General features: G+C 64.9%; 19 protein-coding genes. 11 read left to right on the forward strand and 8 right to left on the reverse strand.

The features are described from left to right. The first annotated feature begins 138 nt into the window (after nt 1-138). A complete protein-coding gene (locus QOU61_RS20925; RefSeq protein WP_289653094.1) occupies nt 139-342 on the forward strand; it encodes a cold-shock protein in 204 nt (67 codons plus the stop codon). A 94-nt stretch (nt 343-436) separates the two neighbouring features. Here QOU61_RS20925 and purN read toward each other — a convergent pair whose 3' ends face one another. Together purN and purM are read right to left on the reverse strand one after the other, a co-directional pair. Then, a complete protein-coding gene (gene purN / locus QOU61_RS20930) occupies nt 437-1090 on the reverse strand; it encodes a phosphoribosylglycinamide formyltransferase (protein WP_289653095.1) in 654 nt (217 codons plus the stop codon). Between the two features lie 5 nt (nt 1091-1095). Continuing rightward, nucleotides 1096-2169 (reverse strand): phosphoribosylformylglycinamidine cyclo-ligase, encoded by a 1074-nt coding sequence (gene purM / locus QOU61_RS20935; RefSeq protein WP_289653096.1) that lies wholly within the window; start codon nt 2167-2169, stop codon nt 1096-1098. Between the two features lie 139 nt (nt 2170-2308). Here purM and QOU61_RS20940 point away from each other — a divergent pair, with 139 nt between their 5' ends. From QOU61_RS20940 to ppx, 4 genes are all read left to right on the forward strand, one after another. Then, nucleotides 2309-2851 carry a CDP-alcohol phosphatidyltransferase family protein gene (locus QOU61_RS20940; protein WP_289653097.1) on the forward strand — a complete coding sequence of 181 codons (543 nt, stop codon included), beginning with the start codon at nt 2309-2311 and terminating at the stop codon, nt 2849-2851. Nucleotides 2852-3053: 202 nt separating this feature from the next. Next, entirely contained in the window at nt 3054-3731 is a 678-nt protein-coding gene (locus QOU61_RS20945; RefSeq protein WP_289653098.1) for a P-loop NTPase family protein, read from the forward strand. A 128-nt stretch (nt 3732-3859) separates the two neighbouring features. Continuing rightward, nucleotides 3860-6058 carry an RNA degradosome polyphosphate kinase gene (locus QOU61_RS20950; protein ID WP_289661642.1) on the forward strand — a complete coding sequence of 733 codons (2199 nt, stop codon included), beginning with the start codon at nt 3860-3862 and terminating at the stop codon, nt 6056-6058. A gap of 12 nt (nt 6059-6070) precedes the next feature. Then, nucleotides 6071-7573, forward strand: coding sequence for an exopolyphosphatase (gene ppx, locus QOU61_RS20955; RefSeq protein ID WP_289653099.1), 1503 nt, complete (start codon nt 6071-6073; stop codon nt 7571-7573). 106 nt (nt 7574-7679) lie between these two features. On the opposite strand, the gene QOU61_RS20960 is transcribed toward ppx, so the two are convergent. The 3 genes from QOU61_RS20960 to ndk all read right to left on the reverse strand — a co-directional run bounded on the left by QOU61_RS20960 (nt 7680) and on the right by ndk (nt 9954). After that, entirely contained in the window at nt 7680-8507 is an 828-nt protein-coding gene (locus QOU61_RS20960; RefSeq protein WP_289653100.1) for a TerC family protein, read from the reverse strand. A 136-nt stretch (nt 8508-8643) separates the two neighbouring features. After that, nucleotides 8644-9477 carry a TerC family protein gene (locus tag QOU61_RS20965; RefSeq protein ID WP_289653101.1) on the reverse strand — a complete coding sequence of 278 codons (834 nt, stop codon included), beginning with the start codon at nt 9475-9477 and terminating at the stop codon, nt 8644-8646. Nucleotides 9478-9531: 54 nt separating this feature from the next. Beyond that, complete coding sequence (ndk, locus tag QOU61_RS20970; protein ID WP_289653102.1) at nt 9532-9954, reverse strand: nucleoside-diphosphate kinase; 423 nt, start codon at nt 9952-9954, stop codon at nt 9532-9534. A gap of 298 nt (nt 9955-10252) precedes the next feature. Here ndk and QOU61_RS20975 point away from each other — a divergent pair, with 298 nt between their 5' ends. The 3 genes from QOU61_RS20975 to QOU61_RS20985 all read left to right on the forward strand — a co-directional run bounded on the left by QOU61_RS20975 (nt 10253) and on the right by QOU61_RS20985 (nt 12783). After that, nucleotides 10253-10513, forward strand: a complete 261-nt coding sequence (locus QOU61_RS20975) for a sulfur globule protein precursor (protein WP_289653103.1) — start codon at nt 10253-10255, stop codon at nt 10511-10513. Nucleotides 10514-10679: 166 nt separating this feature from the next. Continuing rightward, complete coding sequence (locus tag QOU61_RS20980) at nt 10680-10865, forward strand: hypothetical protein (RefSeq protein WP_289653104.1); 186 nt, start codon at nt 10680-10682, stop codon at nt 10863-10865. A gap of 55 nt (nt 10866-10920) precedes the next feature. After that, entirely contained in the window at nt 10921-12783 is a 1863-nt protein-coding gene (locus QOU61_RS20985; protein WP_289653105.1) for an ABC-F family ATP-binding cassette domain-containing protein, read from the forward strand. Nucleotides 12784-12810: 27 nt separating this feature from the next. Here QOU61_RS20985 and QOU61_RS20990 read toward each other — a convergent pair whose 3' ends face one another. From QOU61_RS20990 to QOU61_RS21000, 3 genes are all read right to left on the reverse strand, one after another. Next, complete coding sequence (locus QOU61_RS20990) at nt 12811-13320, reverse strand: hypothetical protein (RefSeq protein ID WP_289661644.1); 510 nt, start codon at nt 13318-13320, stop codon at nt 12811-12813. Nucleotides 13321-13818: 498 nt separating this feature from the next. Then, nucleotides 13819-14277 (reverse strand): DNA polymerase III subunit chi, encoded by a 459-nt coding sequence (locus QOU61_RS20995; protein WP_289653106.1) that lies wholly within the window; start codon nt 14275-14277, stop codon nt 13819-13821. Between the two features lie 7 nt (nt 14278-14284). Then, complete coding sequence (locus QOU61_RS21000; RefSeq protein WP_289653107.1) at nt 14285-15787, reverse strand: leucyl aminopeptidase; 1503 nt, start codon at nt 15785-15787, stop codon at nt 14285-14287. A 304-nt stretch (nt 15788-16091) separates the two neighbouring features. Between QOU61_RS21000 and lptF the strand changes: the two genes are divergently transcribed. From lptF to QOU61_RS21015, 3 genes are read left to right on the forward strand one after another with little or no spacing between them, the layout of a single operon-like run. Continuing rightward, complete coding sequence (gene lptF, locus QOU61_RS21005) at nt 16092-17261, forward strand: LPS export ABC transporter permease LptF (protein WP_289653108.1); 1170 nt, start codon at nt 16092-16094, stop codon at nt 17259-17261. Then, a complete protein-coding gene (gene lptG / locus QOU61_RS21010) occupies nt 17258-18355 on the forward strand; it encodes an LPS export ABC transporter permease LptG (RefSeq protein WP_289653109.1) in 1098 nt (365 codons plus the stop codon). Before lptF ends, lptG begins: the two co-directional genes overlap by 4 nt. Beyond that, nucleotides 18355-20847, forward strand: a complete 2493-nt coding sequence (locus QOU61_RS21015) for an LPS-assembly protein LptD (protein WP_289653110.1) — start codon at nt 18355-18357, stop codon at nt 20845-20847. The genes lptG and QOU61_RS21015 overlap by 1 nt, the downstream gene beginning before the upstream one ends. Nucleotides 20848-20860 lie beyond the last annotated feature (13 nt).

Consider the following 20860-nt stretch of genomic DNA (forward strand, 5'->3'; position numbering starts at 1 on the left):
CATACAATCGGTTCCTGGCCGTTCGACTTGTGCGTTTTCGCGACGTGGAAATTCAACAGACTTCCGGAAGCCCGTTGTGGCGTGGCACGCGAAGAGCGTGGCCGCGTCTTTTTTTGTGCCTAGACTAGGAGACAGGCGATGCCGAAGGGTACCGTCAAATGGTTCAACCCGACCAAGGGTTATGGGTTCATCAAGCCGCAGGTGGGCGATAAGGACGTTTTCGTCCACATCTCCGCCGTCGAGCGTGCTGGGCTCACGACCCTCAATGAAAACCAGGTCGTCGAGTATGACCTCGTGGAAAACCGCGGCAAGTCATCCGCGGAAAACCTCAAGGTTTCCTGAGTTTCGTCGCGATCTGCGCAGCTTTCGTGATTGTCCCCCGGCGCCAGCGCCCGGGGGATTTTTACTTTTCCTGCGCGCGTGCCGCGCTGTGAATTCAGCTCGCGGTCGGCGAAATCAGGAAATTGCCTGAGGTTGCGCTCGCCTCGATCCGGCAGCGATCCTGCTCCAGCCGGATTTTTCCGGTCGCAAGCAGCCGCAGCGCTTCCGGATAGATGCGATGCTCGATCTCGAGGATGCGCTCGGAGAGCGTTTCCGTCGTATCATGATCGCTCACGGGAACCGCGCCCTGAACCACGATAGGGCCCGCGTCGGTCTCCGCCGTGACGAAGTGCACTGTCGCGCCCGATATCCTGACGCCGGCGCGCAGCGCCTGGCCGTGCGGATCGAGCCCGGGAAACGACGGCAGCAGCGAAGGGTGGATGTTGAGCATCCGCCCGGACCAATGCCGGGTGAAGTCGGCCGTGAACAGCCGCATGAAGCCGCCGAGACAGATCAGCTCGATGCGGTGCTGGTCGAGCGACGACTGCAGGGCCCGCTCGAAGGCAGCGCGATCCTTGCCGAATGGCTTGCTTTCGATCAGCGCGGTCGCAACACCTGCCGCCTTCGCCCTCGCCAGCCCGGCCGCGTCGGCGCGATTGGAAACGACAAGCGCGATCTCGGCCGGAAAATCCGCCGTCTTCGCGGCCTCGATCAGCGCGGCCATGTTGGAGCCGCGTCCGGATATCAGGATGGCGACGCGCCGCTTCATTGCCTCTACCACGACAGGTCGAGATGACCGTTGTAGACCACGCGGTGCTCGCCGCTTGCCTTGATCACTTCGCCGAGCAACGCGACGCTCTCGCCGGCCTCCCTGAAGACGTCGCAGACCTGGTCGATCGCGTCCGCCCTGACGATCGCGATCATGCCGATACCGCAATTGAAGGTGCGCAGCAGCTCGAGCTCGGCGATGCCGCCCTGTTCGGCGAGCCATTTGAACACCGGCAGCACCGGCAGCCGCGCCAGATCAATGCCGACGCCGAGGTGCTTGGGCAAGACGCGCGGAATGTTGTCGGTGAAGCCGCCGCCAGTGATGTGCGCAAGGCCCTTGATCGCGCCGGTCTCGCGGATCGCGCGCAGGCATGATTTCACGTAGAGCCGCGTCGGCGTCAACAGCGCTGCGCCCAGCGTCATGACCGGCGAGAACGGTGCCGGCGCGTCGAAGCTCACGCGCGAGCTCTCGACGATCTTGCGCACCAGCGAGAAACCGTTGGAATGCACACCCGACGAGGCAAGCCCGATCACGGCGTCGCCTGCTTCGATGTCAGACCGCGGCAGCAGCGTGCCGCGCTCCGCCGCTCCGACCGCAAAGCCGGCGAGGTCGTAATCGCCGGCTTTGTAGAGGCCGGGCATCTCCGCGGTTTCGCCGCCGATCAGCGCGCAGCCGGATTCGCGGCAGCCTTCCGCGACACCCGCCACGATCGCGGCGGCGGCCTCCGGCTCGAGCTTGCCACAGGCGAAGTAGTCCAGGAAGAACAGGGGTTCGGCGCCCTGCACCACGAGGTCATTGACCGACATCGCAACGAGGTCGACGCCGATGCCGCCATGCAGCCCGGTTTCGATCGCGATCTTGACCTTGGTCCCGACCCCGTCGGTCGCAGCGACCAGGACGGGGTCCTTGAAGCCTGCGGCCTTGAGGTCGAACAGCCCGCCGAAGCCGCCGATCTCGGCGTCGGCGCCCGGGCGCGCCGTGGCGCGCACCATTGGCTTGATGAGGTCGACCAGGCGATTACCGGCGTCGATATCGACGCCCGAATCGGCGTAAGTGAGCCCGTTTCTGCGTTCGGCCATACAAAATTCCGCTTGTATATCCGGCTGGTTACGTCGGATTCCGCGTCAGCGCAATGGCTCGTAAGCGCCGCCAGCATATACTATGTGTAGATAAGCGGCTCAGTCCCCAGGAGCCGTGTCTCTTGCGCCGGGAAGCGCCGTGAGCATTCCGAACATCATCACGCTGGGTCGCATCCTGCTGGTCCCGATCATCGTCTGGGCGATCGCCTCGGGCGAAATGGAGATCGCGTTCGCCATCTTCGTGATCGCCGGCGTCAGCGATGCCGTGGACGGCTTCCTTGCCAAGCGCTTCGACATGACGAGCGAACTGGGCGCCCTGCTCGATCCGCTCGCCGACAAGGCGCTGCTGGTCACGATCTACGTGGCGCTCGGCATCTGGGGCGCGATCCCGCGCTGGATCGTGATCCTCGTGGTCTCCCGCGACATCATGATCGTCGCCGCCGTCATCGTGTCGTGGCTGTTCGACAAGCCGGTTCCGATGAAACCGCTGATGGTCTCCAAGCTCAATACCGTGGCCCAGGTCGCGTTCGCCGCCTTGGTGCTGGCCTCGCTCGGCTTCGGTTTCAGGCCAGCGCCCTATGATCTGATCCTGATGGGATTCGTAACCGTCTTTACGCTGGTGTCCGTATCGCTTTATCTCGTGGAATGGGTACGGCACATGAGCACGATAGAAGCGCGCTAGCGGAGCGGATTTGACGTTCGCTACCCGGTTGCCGCGATTTCCTCAGGCGAACGTCAAATCCAAAGCTCCACGGGCATCAATGATTTGCTAGTGGTCCTTTTGATTCTTACATTCGCAAAAGTGCCTGCAGCGATGGGGTGCGAATGTTAGAATCGGATCACGAGGCTGCAAGGCCTGGTTTACTGGCGGCATGGAGTGAGTTGTGGCTGGCCGCGTTCAACCCCGTCAACTGGCCTTTGCGTTGCCGCATGCGGAGAGCCTGACGCGCGACGATTTCCTGGAGGGCCCGGCCAATGCGGCGGGCCTCGCGCTGATCGACGCGTGGCCGGAATGGCCGAACCGCGTCATGCTGCTGGTGGGGCCGGAAGGTGCTGGCAAGAGCCACCTCGCCAGCATCTGGGCCGAGCAGGCCGGCGCCCGATCGACCACGGCGCGCGCGCTTGATCTCGCCGCAGTCCCCGCGGCGCTCGCAACCGGCGCGCTGGTTGTCGAAGATCTGAAACCCGGCGAGTTTGACGAGCGCGCGCTGTTTCACCTGATGAACCTGGCGCGCGAGGACGGAGCCTTCGTGCTGATCACCGCCCGCGCGGCACCGGCGGCGGCCGAGATCGAGCTGCGCGACCTGCGGTCGCGCCTGCGCGCGCTGCCCGTGATATCGCTGCTGCCGCCCGACGACGGGCTGTTGCGCGCACTGATCGTCAAATTCTGCGCCGACCGGCAGCTGGCGGTCGACGAGGCCGTCGTCAGCTATCTCGCCAGCCGGATCGAGCGCTCCTACGCCGCGGCGCGGCAGGCGGTCGCGCTGCTCGACAGCGAGGCCTTGCGGCTGGGCCGGCCGGTAACGCGGGCGCTCGCCGCGGAACTGCTCCGCAAAACCTGACGGGAACCGCCTTGACGCCGCGATCGGCGGGAACGTCAATGTCATCGAAACGTCATCGCACTAACACATGGTTGCGCGGCGTTTGCTCAAACGGCCCCGCCCGGCGACGCGAAATGGATAAGAATCTGATGGATTCGGCACAAGCCATTGAAAACAAAGAAAAAGAAGCCGAAGTTCTGGCGCCGCCATCAATTGCGGCGAGCCCCGAGCGCTTCATCAACCGCGAGCTGTCCTGGCTGCATTTCAACCGCCGGGTGCTCGAGGAATCGGTCAATCCGGGCCATCCGCTGCTGGAGCGGGTGCGGTTCCTGTCGATTTCTGCCAATAACCTTGACGAGTTCTTCATGGTCCGCGTTGCCGGCATCAAGGCCCAGGTGCGCGAAGGCATCGCCGAGCGTAGCCCGGACGGGCTGACGCCGGCCGAGCAGCTCGTCATGATCAACCAGAACGTTTCGCAGCTTGCCACTGACCAGCAGGCGATCTGGCGCGATCTACGCGGCCTCCTGTCCGAGGCCGGCATTGCGCTGGTCGATGCGCGCGACGTCAGCAAGTCCGAGCGGGCCTGGATCGAGGACTACTTCCTGCACAACATCTTCCCGCTGCTGACGCCGCTGGCGATCGATCCGGCCCACCCCTTCCCGTTCATCCCGAGCCTCGGCTTCACGATCGCGCTGCACATGACGCGTGCCTCCGACGGCAAACCGATGAATGCGTTGATCCGCATGCCCGGCAAGATCGACCGCTTCATCCGCATGCCCGCCGGCAAGGACGGCGCGGTGCGCCTGATCACGCTGGAACAGGCAACCAGCCTGTTCATCGGCCGCCTGTTCCCGGGCTACCACGTCAACGGCCAGGGCGCCTTCCGCATCATCCGCGACTCCGAGCTCGAAATCGAGGAAGAGGCGGAAGACCTGGTGCGGCTGTTCGAAACCGCCCTGAAGCGGCGGCGGCGCGGCTCGGTGATCCGGCTGGAGATCGATGCCAAGATGCCGGAGGAGCTGCGCATCTTCGTGCAGCACGCGCTGTCGGCATCAGATGACGAGGTCTTCCTGGTCGATGGCGTGCTCGCCATGAACGAGCTTTCGCAGCTCACCCGGCTCGACCGGCCCGACCTCGAATTCTCGCCCTATGTGCCGCGCCATCCGGAACGGGTGCGCGAACATGGCGGCGACATCTTCGCAGCGATCCGCCAGAAGGACCTGATCGTCCATCACCCTTACGAGTCCTTCGACGTCGTCGTGCAGTTCCTGCAGCAGGCCGCGCGCGATCCCGACGTCGTCGCGATCAAGCAGACGCTCTACCGCACTTCCAACAACTCGCCGATCGTGCGCGCGCTGGCGGAGGCCGCCGAGGCCGGCAAGTCGGTGACCGCGCTGATCGAGCTCAAGGCGCGCTTCGACGAGGAGGCGAACATCCGCTGGGCGCGCGACCTCGAACGCGCCGGCGTGCAGGTGGTCTACGGCTTCCTCGAACTGAAGACGCACGCCAAGCTGTCGATGGTGGTGCGCCGCGAGGGCGGCAGCCTCACCACCTATGTCCATACCGGCACCGGCAACTATCACCCGGTGACCGCGCGCATCTATACCGACCTCTCCTATTTCACGTCCGATCCGACCATCGGGCGCGACGTGGCGCGGGTGTTCAACTACATCACCGGCTACGCCGCGCCGAGCGACCTTGAGAAGATGGCGGTGTCGCCGCTGACGCTGCGCAAGCGCATCATCGAGCATATCCAGGGCGAGACCAGCCACGCCCGCCACGGCCGGACCGGCGCGATCTGGATGAAGATGAACGCGCTGGTCGACCCCGACATCATCGACGCGCTGTACGAGGCCTCGCAAGCCGGCGTCTCGATCGAGCTCGTGGTGCGCGGCATCTGCTGCCTGCGGCCGGGCCTGCCCGGCCTGTCGGAGAACATCCGCGTCAAATCGGTGATCGGACGGTTCCTGGAACACGGCCGGATCTACTGCTTCGGCATGGGACAAGGGCTGCCGAGCACCAAAGCAGCTGTGTATATCTCGTCTGCCGACATGATGCCGCGCAACCTCGACCGCCGCGTCGAGGTGCTCTGTCCGCTGCAAAATCCGACGGTGCATCAGCAGGTTCTCGAACAGATCATGGTCGCCAACCTGAAGGACAATGAGCAGAGCTGGCAGTTGTTGCCGGACGGATCGTCAACGCGTATGAAGACCGCGAAAGGCGAGGAGCCTTTCAACCTGCACAACTATTTCATGACCAATCCGAGTCTCTCAGGCCGTGGAAAGTCGCTCAAGGAATCCTCGCCGCGCCGTCTCACGCGCCGTACCGAACGTCATCCTCCCGCTTAATGGATTGTCACGGTGAAGCGGCCGCGCAAGCGCAACGCCAGCGTCGCGGTCATCGACATCGGTTCGAACTCGGTTCGTCTCGTCGTCTATGAACAGATGTCGCGCAGCCTCGTCTCGGTGTTCAACGAGAAGGCGCTGTGCGGACTGGGACGCGAGGTGCAGTCGACCGGCCTGCTCGCGCCCGACGCGGTCGACAAGGCGCTGACTGCGCTGCGGCGCTTTCACGCGCTCTGCAAGGTGCAGAGGGTCGAGCGCGTCTACGCCATCGCGACAGCGGCCTGCCGCGACGCCACCAATGGCGCCGACTTCATCGCCAAGGCGGAGCGCATCTGCGGCGTCAAGATCGACATCCTGTCGGGGCCGATCGAGGCGAAGCTCTCGGCGCTCGGCGTCATCTCGGGCATCCACAGGCCGGACGGCATCGTCGGCGACCTCGGCGGCGGCTCGCTCGAATTGATCGACGTGCGCGGCAACGCCGTGCGCTCCGGCGTGACGCTGCCGCTCGGCAGCCTCGCGCTGCAGGACCTGTCGCACAAGTCGCTCAAGCGCGCCGAGCGCATCGTCAAGAACGAGCTCACCGCGGTATCCCAACTGCAGCGCGGGCGCGGCCGGACCTTCTATGCGGTCGGCGGCACCTGGCGCGCGCTCGCCCGCATCCACATCATCCAGAGCGGCTATCCGCTCAGCGTCATGCACGGCTATGCGATCCCGGCCTCCGATGCGCTCGACTTCGCGCGGCGGCTCAGGCGGCTGGCGGCGACCAACCTGCTCGCCAATATCGAGGCGGTGGCCGACGCGCGCCGTCCGCTGCTGACCTATGCCGCGCTCGTGCTCGAATACGTGATCCGCGTCGCCAAGCCGAAGACCATCATGTTTTCGACCTTCGGCGTGCGCGAAGGGCTGCTGTACTCGATGCTATCGGAGAGCGAGCGCGCCAAGGACGGCTTCCTCTGCGGGGCGCAGACGCTCAACGAGTTGCTGTCGCGCTCGGCGCGCCACGCCGAGGAATTGATCGGCTGGACCGACCGCTTCGTCCGCGTGGTGGGTCTGCGCGAAACCGACGAGGACCGCAGGCTGCGTCACGCCGCATGCCTGTTGTCGGATATCGGCTGGCGCGTTCATCCGGATCATCGCGGCGAACAGACGCTGAGCCTGATCACGCATGGCAATTTCGGCTCGGTCACGCATCAGGGCCGGGTGTTCGTCGCGCTCTCCGTGTTCTTCCGCTACGCGGGCCTGAGCGAGGAGAATGAACCGCCCGCGGTCATGCAGGCGATGGTGACGCCGGCCCAGTTCGAACGGGCGCGGGTGCTCGGCGCGGCGTTTCGTGTCGCCCATCTGATCTCGGCGGCACGGCCGGGCGTGCTGCCGGCGACGCATTTCCGCAGCCACGGCCGCAAGCTGATGCTGGTGTTCGAGCACAGGATGGTCGATCTGGTCGCCGACCGCGTCGGCAGCCGCTTCCGCCAGCTTGCGCGGCTGGTCGGCCGTTCCGGCTCGATCGTCAGACGCTAAGCTTTCGCCCGGATCAGGACCGCGGCAGCGGTCAATTCCTCGTTCGCAAACGCGCCTCCCGAAGCGGGGAGCAAATGTTAGAATTCGACCACTAAGCGCGTGGGGATCAGGTGCCCTGTGCGGCATAGCTCAGCCGCTGCCTCCGCCAGATCGCGCCGACGATCAGGACGATGAACGCGCCCAGCGCGGCGCAGACGATCTCGCCGCCATTGCCGCCGACGAACAGCGGCGCAACCCCGAGCAGCGTCAGCAGCGCATCGAACTCGATGCCGACCGCCCCCTCGAACAGGCTCTGCAGCTTGGGATGAACGACCGGATCGGTCGCGATGACGTCGCCTGCGATCCAGCCGAGCAGCGCCGATCCGGCCCAGACCAGGACCGGCAGCATCGCGAGCAGCGCCATGATCAACGTCGCCCCCGCAATGATCAGCGGAATGCTGCTCGCCAGCCCGAAGATCAGGAGCGGGATGCTGCCGTTGGCGGCGGCGGCGACTGCAATGACGTTGTCGAGGCTCATCACGATATCGGCGACCACGACGATCTGCACCGCGGCCCAGACATGCGCCGCCGAGCCGACACCCTGCTCCTCCGCGCTGTCGGGAACGAGCAGCTTCGCGGCAATGACGAGCAGCGCCAGTCCGCCGACCAGTTTCAGGTAGGGCAAGCCCATCACGGTCGCGATCACGAGCGTGAAGATGATCCGCAGCAGCACGGCCGCCGCCGCACCCAGCACCATGCCCCACAGCCGCTGGCGCGGGGCAAGGCCGCGGCATGCCATCGCGACGACCAGCGCGTTGTCGCCCGACAGCAATACGTTGATCCAGATGATCTTGGACAGGTTGACCCAGAACTGAGGGTGCTGGATTTCCGCCCTGAATTGCTTGATGAGCGTGCCGAGGAAGGCAGGATCGAACAAATCCGAAAACCAGTTCAATCCAACCTCCGAGTGCGGCCTATCCGCTCACTCGGTATCGCAAAACGGCAAGACCCGTCCGGCGGCTATTTGTCGCAAATCGCGCGAGGGGCCGCCGGCCGCAAATGGCGCGGAACCGGAGAGCTTGCCGGCGCCTTCAGGCGGCCGGTTTCGGCTTCGGATCGTCGCGCAGCTTGCGACGACGCCAGATCGTTCCCATGACGAGCACGGCGACCGCGCCCAGAATCGAAGCCAGGATGTCGATCAGGTCGCCGTCGAAGCTGAAATGCGACGCGCCGAATATCGCGGAGGTGGCATCGACGCTGAAGATCATCTGGCCGTCGAGCAGGCGGTGCAGCACCGATTGATCCACCGGATCGGAAGCGATCACGTCGCCGGCGATCCAGCCGAGCAGGACCGCGCCGAGCCAGACCAGGATGGGAAAGCGGTCGAGCACCAGCATGATCAGCGCCGCGCCCGCGATGATCATGGGGATGCTGATGGCAAGCCCCAGGATCAGCAGCGAAAGCTGGCCGTTGGCGGCGGCGGCGACCGCGATGACATTGTCGAGGCTCATCACAATGTCGGCGATCACGACGATGCGCACTGCATGCCACAGCGTCGTGCCTGCCTCGACTTCGTCGTTTTCGTCCTCCGGCACCAGCAGCTTGGCCGCGATGATCAGGAGCGCGATTCCGCCGATCAGCTTCAGATAGGGCAGCGCCATCAATGTCGCGACGATGCCGGTGAAGGCGATCAGCAGCACGACCGCAATGCCGGCGCCGATCACCATGCCCCACATGCGGTGACGGCCGTGCAGGCCGCGGCAGGCCATCGCGATGACCAGCGCGTTGTCGCCGGACAGCAGCACGTTGATCCAGATGATCTTGCCGACCGCGAGCCAGAACGCCGGCCGGTAGAGGTCCGCCTGCAGTTGCGCGAAGAACGCGCCGATGCTGGCGGGATCAGCGACCTGCAACAGCAACTTCAAGGTTTCGCCCCCCGGTTAGCCCTGATCAGCCCTGAATCCCTGCGCCGGTGCCGATCAACCGACGATTTCGTTGCCGGAGAAGAACTGCGCGATCTCGACGGCCGCGGTTTCCTGGGCGTCCGAGCCGTGCACCGAGTTCTCACCGATCGATCGGGCGTGCAGCTTGCGGATCGTGCCGTCGGCGGCCTTGGCCGGATCGGTCGCACCCATCACGTCGCGATATTTGAGCACCGCGCCCTCGCCTTCCAGAACCTGCACCACCACCGGGCCCGAGGTCATGAATTCGACGAGCTCGCCGAAGAACGGCCGCGCCTTGTGCACGGCGTAGAAGGTCTCCGCCTGCTCGCGGCTCATGCGGATCCGCTTTTGCCCCACGATGCGCAGGCCCGCCTTCTCGATCAGCGCGTTGATCGCGCCGGTGAGGTTGCGCGCGGTCGCGTCGGGCTTGATGATCGAGAAGGTGCGTTCAATTGCCATGTGTTGTCCTCAAATAGCGGGGTTTGACGGATTTGCGGCGCTTATATCGGCGGGACCGCCCCGCGGCAAGCGACCAGGCCGGCGCGGCCGGCGCCGACAGGCATCGTTAACGCCCGGCAATTACAGTAATTTCACAAAGCTGAACCCATTCTGCACGTCCCGTCGCGGTGCCGTTCAGCCTGGCCGGCTTAGGCTTTGATCGACCGAACGCCTCTTGAACCACTCGAAAAGGGGCGCCACCGGGCAGCGATCACCGACGGCGCGGGAAGCCGCGCCTTTCAGCCTCGAGGAGACAACCATGTTACGCAAACTCTCGCTTGTTGCAGTCGCGGCGGCATCATTGGGTGCGGCTGCGTTGGCACCGACCTCCGCTTCGGCCTGGGATGGCGGCTGGCATCACGGCTGGCACGGCGGCGGCTGGCATCGCGGCTGGTGGGGTCCGCGCGTCTATGTCGGCGGCCCCGCCTACTACAATTACGGCTATGGCGGCTGCTATGCGCGGCGGCTGGTTCCGACCCCCTGGGGTCCCCGTTGGCGGCTGGTCAACCGCTGCTATTGAGCGGCCCTTCCTGCTGACACGCAAAAGCCCCGGTGTTCCGCCGGGGCTTTTTCGATTGACGTCCTTGTCACGGAATTGTGGCGCCGAACGGCGGCCCTGTCCGAAACCATTTCCGTCGAAACGACTTTCTACTGGCAAGGAAATCATAGCGAAATACGGAACCGCCATGGAAGGCCGATGCAGCACCCCCCACGACTCGATCGACGGCAGGACCGTTCGCTCGATCTGCGATGCCGTGGGCGAGCGCCTGCAGCAGGCGCTGCGACTGGAATCGCTGCATTCGGCCCCACTGCTGCAGCAGCTGCTGCAGGACCTGCGGCGGCACGAGCTCGAGGGGCCTGCACCGCGCTAGGCGGGGCGCAAAAAGCGGTTGCCATTGAGCGCGGCTGCGGCGACAACCCGCGCGCATGCTTTCCATCACCGAATTATCGATCCGCCTTGCCGGACGGCTTCTGATCGACCACGCCAGCGCGCAGATCGCGCCGGGCGCGCGTGTCGGGCTGGTCGGACGCAACGGCACCGGCAAATCGACGCTGTTCCGGGCGATCCGCGGCGAACTGCCGACCGAGAGCGGCAGCATCGCCATCCCGCCGCGCTGGCGCGTCGGCAGCCTCGCCCAGGAAGCGCCGAACGGGCCGGAGAGCCTGGTCGAGGTCGTGCTGAAGGCCGACCGCGAGCGCGACGCGCTGTTGCACGAGGCTGAAAGCGCCCGCGATCCGCACCGGATCGCTGAAATCCAGACCCGGCTGGTCGACATCGACGCCCATTCGGCGCCGGCGCGCGCGGCAGCGATCCTGAGCGGCCTCGGCTTCTCCACGGCTGACCAGGCCCGCCCCTGCTCCGAATTTTCCGGCGGCTGGCGCATGCGGGTTGCCCTCGCCGCCACGCTGTTTGCGGCTCCCGACCTGCTGCTGCTCGACGAGCCCACCAACTATCTCGACCTCGAAGGCACGCTGTGGCTGGAGGATCATCTCGCCAACTACCCGCGCACCGTGATCGTGATCAGCCACGACCGCGACCTGCTCGATAAATCGGTCGACCAGATCCTGCATCTCGACCGCGGCAAGCTCACGCTCTACCGCGGCGGCTATTCCTCATTCGAGGAACAGCGCAGCGCGCGCGAGTTGCTGGATGCCAAGCACGCCAGACGCCAGGAGGCCGAGCGCAAGCGCCTGCAGGCCTTCGTCGACCGCTTCAAGGCCAAGGCCTCGAAGGCGCGCCAGGCGCAGTCCCGCGTCAAGATGCTGGAAAAGATGAAGCCGGTGGCCGCGCTGGTGACGCAGGACGTGCGCGAAATCACCTTCCCGCCGCCCGAGAAGGTGCTGTCGCCGCCGATCATTGCCGTCGACAATGTGTCGGTCGGCTACGACCCGGCGCTGCCAGTCCTGAACCGGGTGACGCTGCGGGTCGACAATGACGACCGCATCGCGCTGCTGGGGGCCAACGGCAACGGCAAGTCCACCCTCGTCAAATTGCTCGCGGGGCGCCTCGAGCCGTTTTCCGGCGGCATCACCCGCGCCGAGAAGCTTGCGGTCGCCTATTTCGCCCAGCATCAGCTCGACGAACTGAATGTGGACGCCTCCACCTACGACCACGTCCGCAAGCTGATGCCCGACGCGCCGGAGGCCAAGGTGCGGGCGCGCGCCGGCAGCATCGGCTTTTCCGGCAAGGCCGCCGATACGCTGGTCGGGGGCCTGTCCGGCGGCGAGAAGGCGCGGCTGCTGTTGGGCCTTGCGACCTTCTTCGGTCCCAACATGATCATCCTCGACGAGCCCACCAACCACCTCGACATCGACAGTCGCGCTGCGCTCGCCGAAGCCATCAACGAATTTCCGGGCGCGGTGATCATGGTGTCGCATGACCGCTACCTGATCGAGGCCTGCGCCGACCGGCTATGGGTGGTCGCCGATCATGCGGTCACCGCCTATGAGGGCGATCTCGACGACTACCAGCGGCTGGTCCTGTCGTCGCGCAATGCGCGCACCGCGCCGCGCGAGCGTGGCGGCGGCGAGCGGGAAAAGCCGCAGCGGCCGAGGAACGAAAGCCGCACGCCCCTGAAGCAGAAGATTTCCGAAGCCGAGGCCGAAATCGAGCGTATCACCGGCATCATCGCGAAGATCGATGCGGCGCTTGCGCTGCCGGATCTCTTCACGCGCGATCCGAAGCAGGCGGCCCAGCTTGGCAAGGCCCGCGCCGGCGCCGTCGAAGCGCTGCAGCGCGCCGAGGAGGCGTGGCTCGAGGCCAGCAGTCGTTTTGAGGAGACTGGTTGAGGATTGCGGACGCGCGTGGCGCGCCGCTTACGTCGCCGCCGACTTCTTCTTGGCTTTCGGCTTGGCGGGCTTCGGCTGCGCCACCGGCTCCGCGCCCCGCTCGACCGAGCTCAGGCGGCCGGCGGTAAAGGTATAGATGCCGGCGCGCGCGCCCCGCGACCAGGTGATCACTGCCTGCCGATCGCCCCGTTCGTTGTTGGCGATGTTGACGTTGTCGGGCGCGCCGATGCCGCGGACCACGTCGCATTCGGTATGGCCCAGCGCAACCGTGCCGCCGGGCGCGGGCGGCGCACCCGCAGCATTGTCGGTCATGGCGTTGGCGTCAGCCGGCGCACCCGCCGGCGCCATGCCCGGGCAGCCGCCATCGGCGCTGACCAGATCTTCGGCCGTGACCGGCTTGTCCGGCGTGAGCGGCGGGGTTTCGATCGAGACGTTTCTGATGAACAACCGGCCGGGGCGTGAGAACCACTCGGCATCCTTGGAAAGCAGGTCGCTGTTGGAGAAGCCACTGCAGCCACCGACAAGCGACGCGAGCATCAGCAGCGCGATGAGCTGTTTCTGATGAGGGATGCTCTCTCTCACGACGAACCCGGTTCCGCTCTCTGAAACTACAGCTCTAAAGGTTTGTCCCAACATCACTTTGCGGCACCAACGTGACCTGGGCAAATTACTTCGCAGAAAATGTAGAATATCATTAATCGGCGCGTCCGTTAGCTTTGCCATCCGCCGCCGCCCTTTTGCAAGCGGTGATTTCGCGAATCCCCTTGAACGCGCGGCAAATGGAGCGGATTCGCGTTCCACCAGCCGCGCTTTCGCGGATCGCGGGCATCAAATCCAAAACGTCCGTAGAACCCCGGATTTGCTCGTGGCCCTGGTGGTCCGATTCTAACATTCGCATCCCATCGCGGCAGGCACTTTTGCGAATGTTTAGAATCAAGGGACCACTAGCAAACTATTGATGCGCGTGGAGCTTTGGATTTGACGTTCGCATAAGGAAATCGCGGCAGATGGGTAGCGAACGTCAAATCCGCTCCACTAGCGCTGGTCGCGCCGCTGCCAGCGCCCCCGCTCGTCCGCCTGCCAGTAAGTGACGTCGAAGCCGCGCGACTTGCACTCGGTCCAGGCGCCACGCGCCGCGGCAAGCGCGTCGGTATCGTCGCCGTTGAACAGGAGAACCATGCGTTCATAGGCCGCGGCGTCCGCCGGAAGAGCGGCGTTATCAACCAGGAACCTGACATTGGCGCGGTTCGGGTTACCCTCCTCGATCGCAAGCACGATCGGCTGATCGGCGGCGTCGCCGGCGCGCCAGGTGGCGTGCGGCAGGAAGGAATCGTCGCGATAGGTCCACAGATGCGCATCCAGCGCGTCGGCGCGCTCCGGCGAGGTCGATTGCACAACGACGCGCCAGCCGCGCTCGAGCGATTTCTCAAGCAGCGGCGGCAACACGTTTTCCAGCGACATGTTCTGCAGATGATAGAACAGGACCTCGGTCATTCCCCGGTTATTTCCTGGCTTCGTAATAGTCGGCGACGAGGCGGTCGAGCAGCCGAACGCCAAAGCCCGAGCCCCAGCTCTGGTTGATGTCGGTTTTCGGCGCCCCCATCGCCGTGCCAGCGATGTCGAGATGCGCCCATGGCGTGCCGTCGACGAAGCGCTGCAGGAACTGCGCGGCCGTGATCGAGCCGCCATTGCGCCCGCCGGCGTTCTTCACGTCGGCGAACTGCGAATCGATCAGCTTGTCGTATTCGGGCCCCAGCGGCATGCGCCAGACCCGCTCGCCGGTATCGACGCCGACCTGGGCCAGGCGTTCCGCCAATTGGTCGTCGTTGGAGAAAAGCCCGGCGTGCTCGGTGCCGAGCGCCACCATGATCGCGCCGGTCAGCGTTGCCAGGTCGACCATGAATTTCGGCTTGAATTTCTTCGCGACATACCAGAGCACGTCGGCCAGCACGAGCCGTCCTTCGGCGTCGGTGTTGATGATCTCGATGGTCTGGCCAGACATCGAGGTGACGATGTCGCCGGGGCGCTGGGCGTTGCCGTCGGGCATGTTCTCGACGAGACCGATGGCGCCGATCGCGTTGACCTTGGCCTTGCGGGCCGCAAGCGCCTGCATCAGCCCGACCACGCAGGCCGCGCCGCCCATGTCGCCCTTCATGTCCTCCATGCTGGCGGCGCCCTTGATGGAAATGCCGCCGGTGTCGAAGCAGACGCCCTTGCCGACGAAGGCGACCGGCTGCTCGCCGCGCTTGCCGCCGTTCCAGCGCATGATCACGGTGCGTCCGGAATGGGACGAGCCCTGGGCCACGCCGAGCAGCGCGCCCATGCCAAGTTTCGCCATCGCCTTGGTGTCGAGGACTTCGACCGCGACGCCGAGTTTGCGCAAGGCTTGCGCGCGGCGCGCAAACTCGGCCGGAAACAGCACGTTCGGTGGCTCGTTGACGAGATCGCGCGCGAGAATCACGCCATCGACGACATGGGCGCGGGGCGCAAAGGCCTTGCGCGCGGCAGCGACGTCGTCGACCGCGATCGAGACGTCCGCCCGCAATTCGCCGCCCTCGCCGTCCTTCTTCCGCGTCTTGTAGCGATCGAATTTATAGGCGCGCAGCCGGATGCCGGATGCGATGGCGGCGACTGAATCAGCGTCGATCGCACCATCAGGCAATTCGGCGATGACCGTCATCGCCTCGTTGCCCGGCTTGAGCTTGCCGGCGGCGATGCCACCGAACTTGAGAAAATCCCTCTGCTTGAGCTCGGAAACTTTGCCGACACCGACAACAATCAAGCTCTGAATCTTGATTCCTTCAGGGGCCAAAATTTCGATTGTTGATCCACTTTTTCCCTTGAACTGGCTGGTTGCCGCCGCCCGCTTGATCAGGTCGGCGGCTGGGCCAAGCGCCTTGCGCGTGGATGGGCCGAGCCTGAGATCGCCGTCGCAGAAGGCGACCACGATGCCACGCGGGGCAACGGAAAGCGGGACGAAGCCGACCTTGACGGCGTCGGGCATGGAAATTCTCCGGGAATCAGGGCTTTAGGTGACGATTGGCGATGCTGCGATGGTTCGGATACCCACTATGGCCTGCCTCGGACCATGCTGCCAAGCGCCGCCGTGGCAGGGCGGCCACATCGGATGAAATATTAACCCTGTAACGAGCGCGCCATGGCTCGGCCATTTTGTTGACAGATCAAAGGGATGCTAGTGAGAAACTGAAGCGTCTGGTAAAGGTTGGCGGCGCGACCTGGGGGATCCCGCAAGGGACGGTCGCAAACTGCGGTTCCAGTCGTGAGGTTGGGGGGCCGTACGGTCAGTGATGGGGTCGATCGACAGGTACATTTTTCGCACGACGCTCGCGTCGTTTGCGCTTGTCCTGATCAGCCTCACCGGCGTGATCTGGATTACCCAGGCTTTGCGCGGCATCGACCTGATGACGAGCCAGGGCCAGACCATCCTCACCTTCCTCGGCATCACCAGCCTCGTGATTCCCGCGCTGGTCCTGATCATTTCGCCGATCGCGCTGATGATCGCGATCTCGCACACGCTGAACAAGCTCGCCACCGATTCGGAAATCATCGTGATGAACGCGGCCGGCTTCTCGCCGATTCGGCTGTTTCGCCCGTTCCTCTATGCCACCTGCGTCGTGGCGCTCTTGGTCGCCTTCATCGCGGCCTATCTCGCGCCCGACGGCATGCGCCGGCTGAAGCAATGGGATGCCGATATCACGGCCGACGTGCTCGCCAACATCCTGCAGCCCGGCCGCTTCGCGCAGCTCGACCAGAATCTCACGATCCGGATTCGCGAACGCCAGCCCGGCGGCCTGCTCTCCGGTATCTTCATCGACGACCGCCGCGATCCGAACGAGCGTGTGAGCATCATCGCCGACCACGGCACCGTCGTGAAGAACGGCACCGGTTCGTTCCTCATCCTCGAGGACGGCAATCTGGAGCGCTTCGAGGCGGGAAAACGCGATCCGGCGCTGGTGGCGTTCGGCCGCTACGCCTTCGACATGTCGAAATTCTCCAACCAGGGCCGCGACGTCGCGCTCGGCATCCGGGAGCGGTATCTGTGGGAGCTGCTGTCGCCGGCGGAGGCTGATCCGCTCTATGCCAGCCTGTCCGGCCAGTTCCGCGCCGAGCTGCACGACCGCTTCATGGCGCCGATCTACCCCTTCGCCTTCGCGGCGCTGACCTTCGCCTTCCTCGGCGCGCCGCGCACCACGCGGCAGAGCCGCAACTTCTCGATCGGCGGCGCGATCCTCGCCGTGTTCGGCCTGCGCATGGCCGGATTCGCCTGCTCGGTGATGGCGGTGAAGTCGCCATGGGCGCCACCCCTGCAATATCTGATGCTGTTTGCCGCGATCGGTGCCGGTGTCTGGATCACCATCGACGGCGTGGTGATCGAGCCGCCGCCCGCGCTGGTGGAAGCCATCAACAAGTCCAATGCGCGCCTGCTGCGGCTGTTCGGACGTCCGGCCACCGCATGAGCATGGTCACCAACACCCTCGGGCGTTATTTCGCCGGCCGCTTCATCATCGCGGCCTGCGGCGTGTTCGCCAGCATTTTCGTTCTGCTCGTGCTGGTCGACTATATCGAGATGGTCAGGAAGACCTCGGGTCTCGTTTCGGCCTCCCCGATCATGGTGGCGGAAACCTCGCTGTTCCGCGTGCCGCAGCTGCTCGAAAAGCTGATGCCATTCTGCATCCTGATCGGTGCGATGACCTGCTATCTCGCGCTGTCGCGACGGCTCGAGCTCGTGGTGGCGCGCGCCGCCGGCGTTTCCGCCTGGCAGTTCATTGCGCCGGCGCTCGCCAGCGCCATCCTGCTCGGCGTGTTCGCAACCGTCGCCTACAATCCGATCTCCGCGAACCTGCGGGAGTTGTCGAAGCGGATGGAAGCCGAGCTGTTCGGCTCAGCGCCCGGCGGCGGCATTCAGGACGCCTCCGGCTTCTGGATCAACCAGGTCAATCCCGACGGGCAGGTCATCATCAACGCGGCGCGCAGCGAGCAGCAGGGCGTCCGCCTCACCGGCCTCACGCTGTTCCGGTTTGATACAAACAACCAGTTCAAGGAACGAATCGAAGCGCGCGAGGCGACGCTCGAGGAGGGCCATTGGCTGTTCAGATCGGTGCGCCGCTATTCGCTCGATGCGCCGCCGGTCGACGAGGATCGCTTCCTCCTTCCCACCACGCTGACGCCGGCGCAGGTGCGCAACAGTTTTTCCACACCCGAGACTGTGTCCTTTTGGCAACTTCCGGCCTACATCCGTTCGTCCGAAAGCTCGGGATTTGCGACAGCGGGTTACCGGCTGCAGTACCACAAGCTGCTCGCACAGCCATTTTTGCTGGCCGCCATGGTTATGCTCGCTGCGTCGGTGAGCCTGCGCTTCTTCCGATTCGGCGGCGTGCAGAAGATGGTTTTGAGTGGCGTGGGCGCCGGCTTTCTGCTCTACGTTCTGTCGAAAGTAACTGAGGATTTGAGCAAGGCCGAGTTGATGCATCCGATCGCTGCGGCGTGGCTGCCCGTGCTTGTGGGCGGCCTCACCGGTTTTTTGGCCTTGCTGTACCAGGAGGACGGGTAGTGGCTGTCGTCGCCGCCCGCCAGTTTTGTCTGTCCGCGTCCCGGCGGCGCGTGCTCGCGCGCGCCCATGGCCGTCGCTCGGCCGCGCGCGGAATGCCCCTGCTCGCCCTCGTGCTCGCGCTGGCCCTTGCCGCCGTGCTCGACGTCGCGACCACGGCGCCCGTCGCCGCCCAGGGCTTTGTCTACAATCCCGGGCCGCCGAAGCGGCCGAAGGCGCCGCGCGCCAACGACAACCAGATGCTCGTGCAGGCGGTCGAGGTCGACTACGACTACAATAATTCGCGCGTGTCGGCGGTCGGCAACGTTCAACTGTTCTACAACGGCACCAGCGTCGAAGCCGACAAGGTGATCTACGACCAGAAGACCAAGCGGCTGCATGCCGAAGGCAACATCCGCATGACGGATGCCGACGGCAAGATCACCTATGCCGAGATCATGGACCTGAGCGACGACTACCGCGACGGCTTCGTCGATTCGCTGCATGTCGATACCGAGGACGCGACCCGGATCGCTGCGACGCGCGCCGACCGGACAAGCGGCAACTACACCGTGTTCGAAAACGGCGTCTATACCGCCTGCGCGCCCTGTAAGGACGATCCGAAGAAGCCGCCGCTGTGGCAGGTCAAGGGCGCGCGCATCATCCACAACCAGACGGAGAAGATGCTCTATTTCGAAGACGCGCAGGTTGAGTTCTTCGGCGTTCCGCTGGCCTACATCCCATTCTTCTCGACGCCCGACCCGACGGTGAAGCGCAAGACCGGCTTCCTGATGCCCGGCTTCAGCCAGACCTCGGGTTATGGCATCGGCATCGAGATTCCGTTCTACTGGGCGATCGCCCCCGACTACGACATGACGATTGCGCCACGCATCACCAGCAAGCAGGGCGTGCTGATGCAGGCCGAATTCCGCCAGCGTCTGATGGACGGCGCCTACCAGATCCGCCTCTATGGCATCGACCAGCTCGACCGCAACGCCTTCGCCGGCCAGCCCGGCGACCGCCAGTTCCGCGGTGGTGTCGACACCAAGGGCCAGTTCGCGCTCAACGACAAATGGGTCTGGGGCTGGGAAGGCGTCGCGTTCACCGACTACATGATGCTGTACGACTACCGGCTGGCGCAGTACCGCGACCCGTTCTCGTCCTTCGTCAACCTGCCGACCGAGGCCGTCTCGCAGCTCTACCTGACCGGCGTCGGCAACCGCACCTATTTCGACGCGCGCGCGATCTACTATCTCAGCCTGTCCGGCCTGCAGTCGCAGGTGCCCGTCGTGGCGCCCGTGATCGACTATTCGGGCGTGCTCAACCATCCGGTGCTGAGCGGCGAGTTCAGCTGGAAGACCAACTTCGTCAACCTGAACCGCGAAACCGCGGTGTTCAATCCGTTGAATAACATCGCCGCTGTGACCGGCCTCTGCTCGCCGACGATTTCAGCTGATCCGGCGCGCAGCATCATGTCGCCCAACTGCCTGATGCGCGGCATACCCGGCGATTACACGCGCCTGACCGCGGAAGCGCAGTGGCGCAAATCGTTCACCGACTCCTGGGGACAGATCTGGACGCCATTCGTAAGCGTGCGCGCAGACGCGATCAATGCTGACATCTCGAACCAGCCCGGCGTTGCCAATTTCCTGCCCGTCGGCGACACCCAGGCGATCCGGGCGATGCCGACCGTCGGCCTCGAATACCGCTACCCCTTCATCAACGTGCAGCCGTGGGGCACGACCACCGTCGAGCCGATCGCGCAGGTCATCGTCCGGCCGAACGAGACCTATGCCGGCAAGCTGCCCAACGAAGACGCGCAGAGCCTCGTCTTCGACACCAGCAACCTTTTCAGCGTCGACAAGTTCTCCGGCTACGACCGCGTCGAAGGCGGCGGCCGCGCCAATGTCGGCGTCCAGGCCACGACGCAGTTCGACCGTGGCGGGTCGGTCACCGCCGTCTTCGGACAGTCCTACCAGCTGTTCGGCCTGAACTCCTACGCCGTGCAGGACATGACCAACACCGGCCTCGATTCCGGCCTGGCGCGCACGAGGTCGGACTACGTTGCGAGCCTGAGCTATTCGCCCAACCGTACCTACACGTTCAGCACACGCGCCCGCATCGACGAGATGACTGGAGACATCCAGCGCTTCGAGGCGGAGGGTCGCGCCAATTTCGACCGCTGGTCGATCAGCATGATCTATGGCGACTACGCGCCGCAGCCGGACCTCGGCTACCTGAACCGCCGCGAAGGCATCTTCACCCAGGGTTCAGTCAAGGTGGCGTCGAACTGGGTCGTGACCGGGGCGGCGCGGTGGGACCTTGTTGCGAACAATATCAACCAATATGTGGTCGGCGCTGGATATGTGGACGATTGCTTCGTGCTGGCCGCCAACTACATCACGAACTACTCCTATGCGACCACGACGTCGCCGCCCATCCTCGGCCATGCCATCATGTTCCAGCTCGGGCTGCGCACGATTGCCAACACCTCCTTCTCGTTTGGCGCCAATTGACGCCTGACAACGG

It is taken from the genome of Bradyrhizobium sp. NP1, from assembly GCF_030378205.1.
In the GTDB taxonomy this organism is placed as follows: Bacteria; Pseudomonadota; Alphaproteobacteria; order Rhizobiales; family Xanthobacteraceae; genus Bradyrhizobium.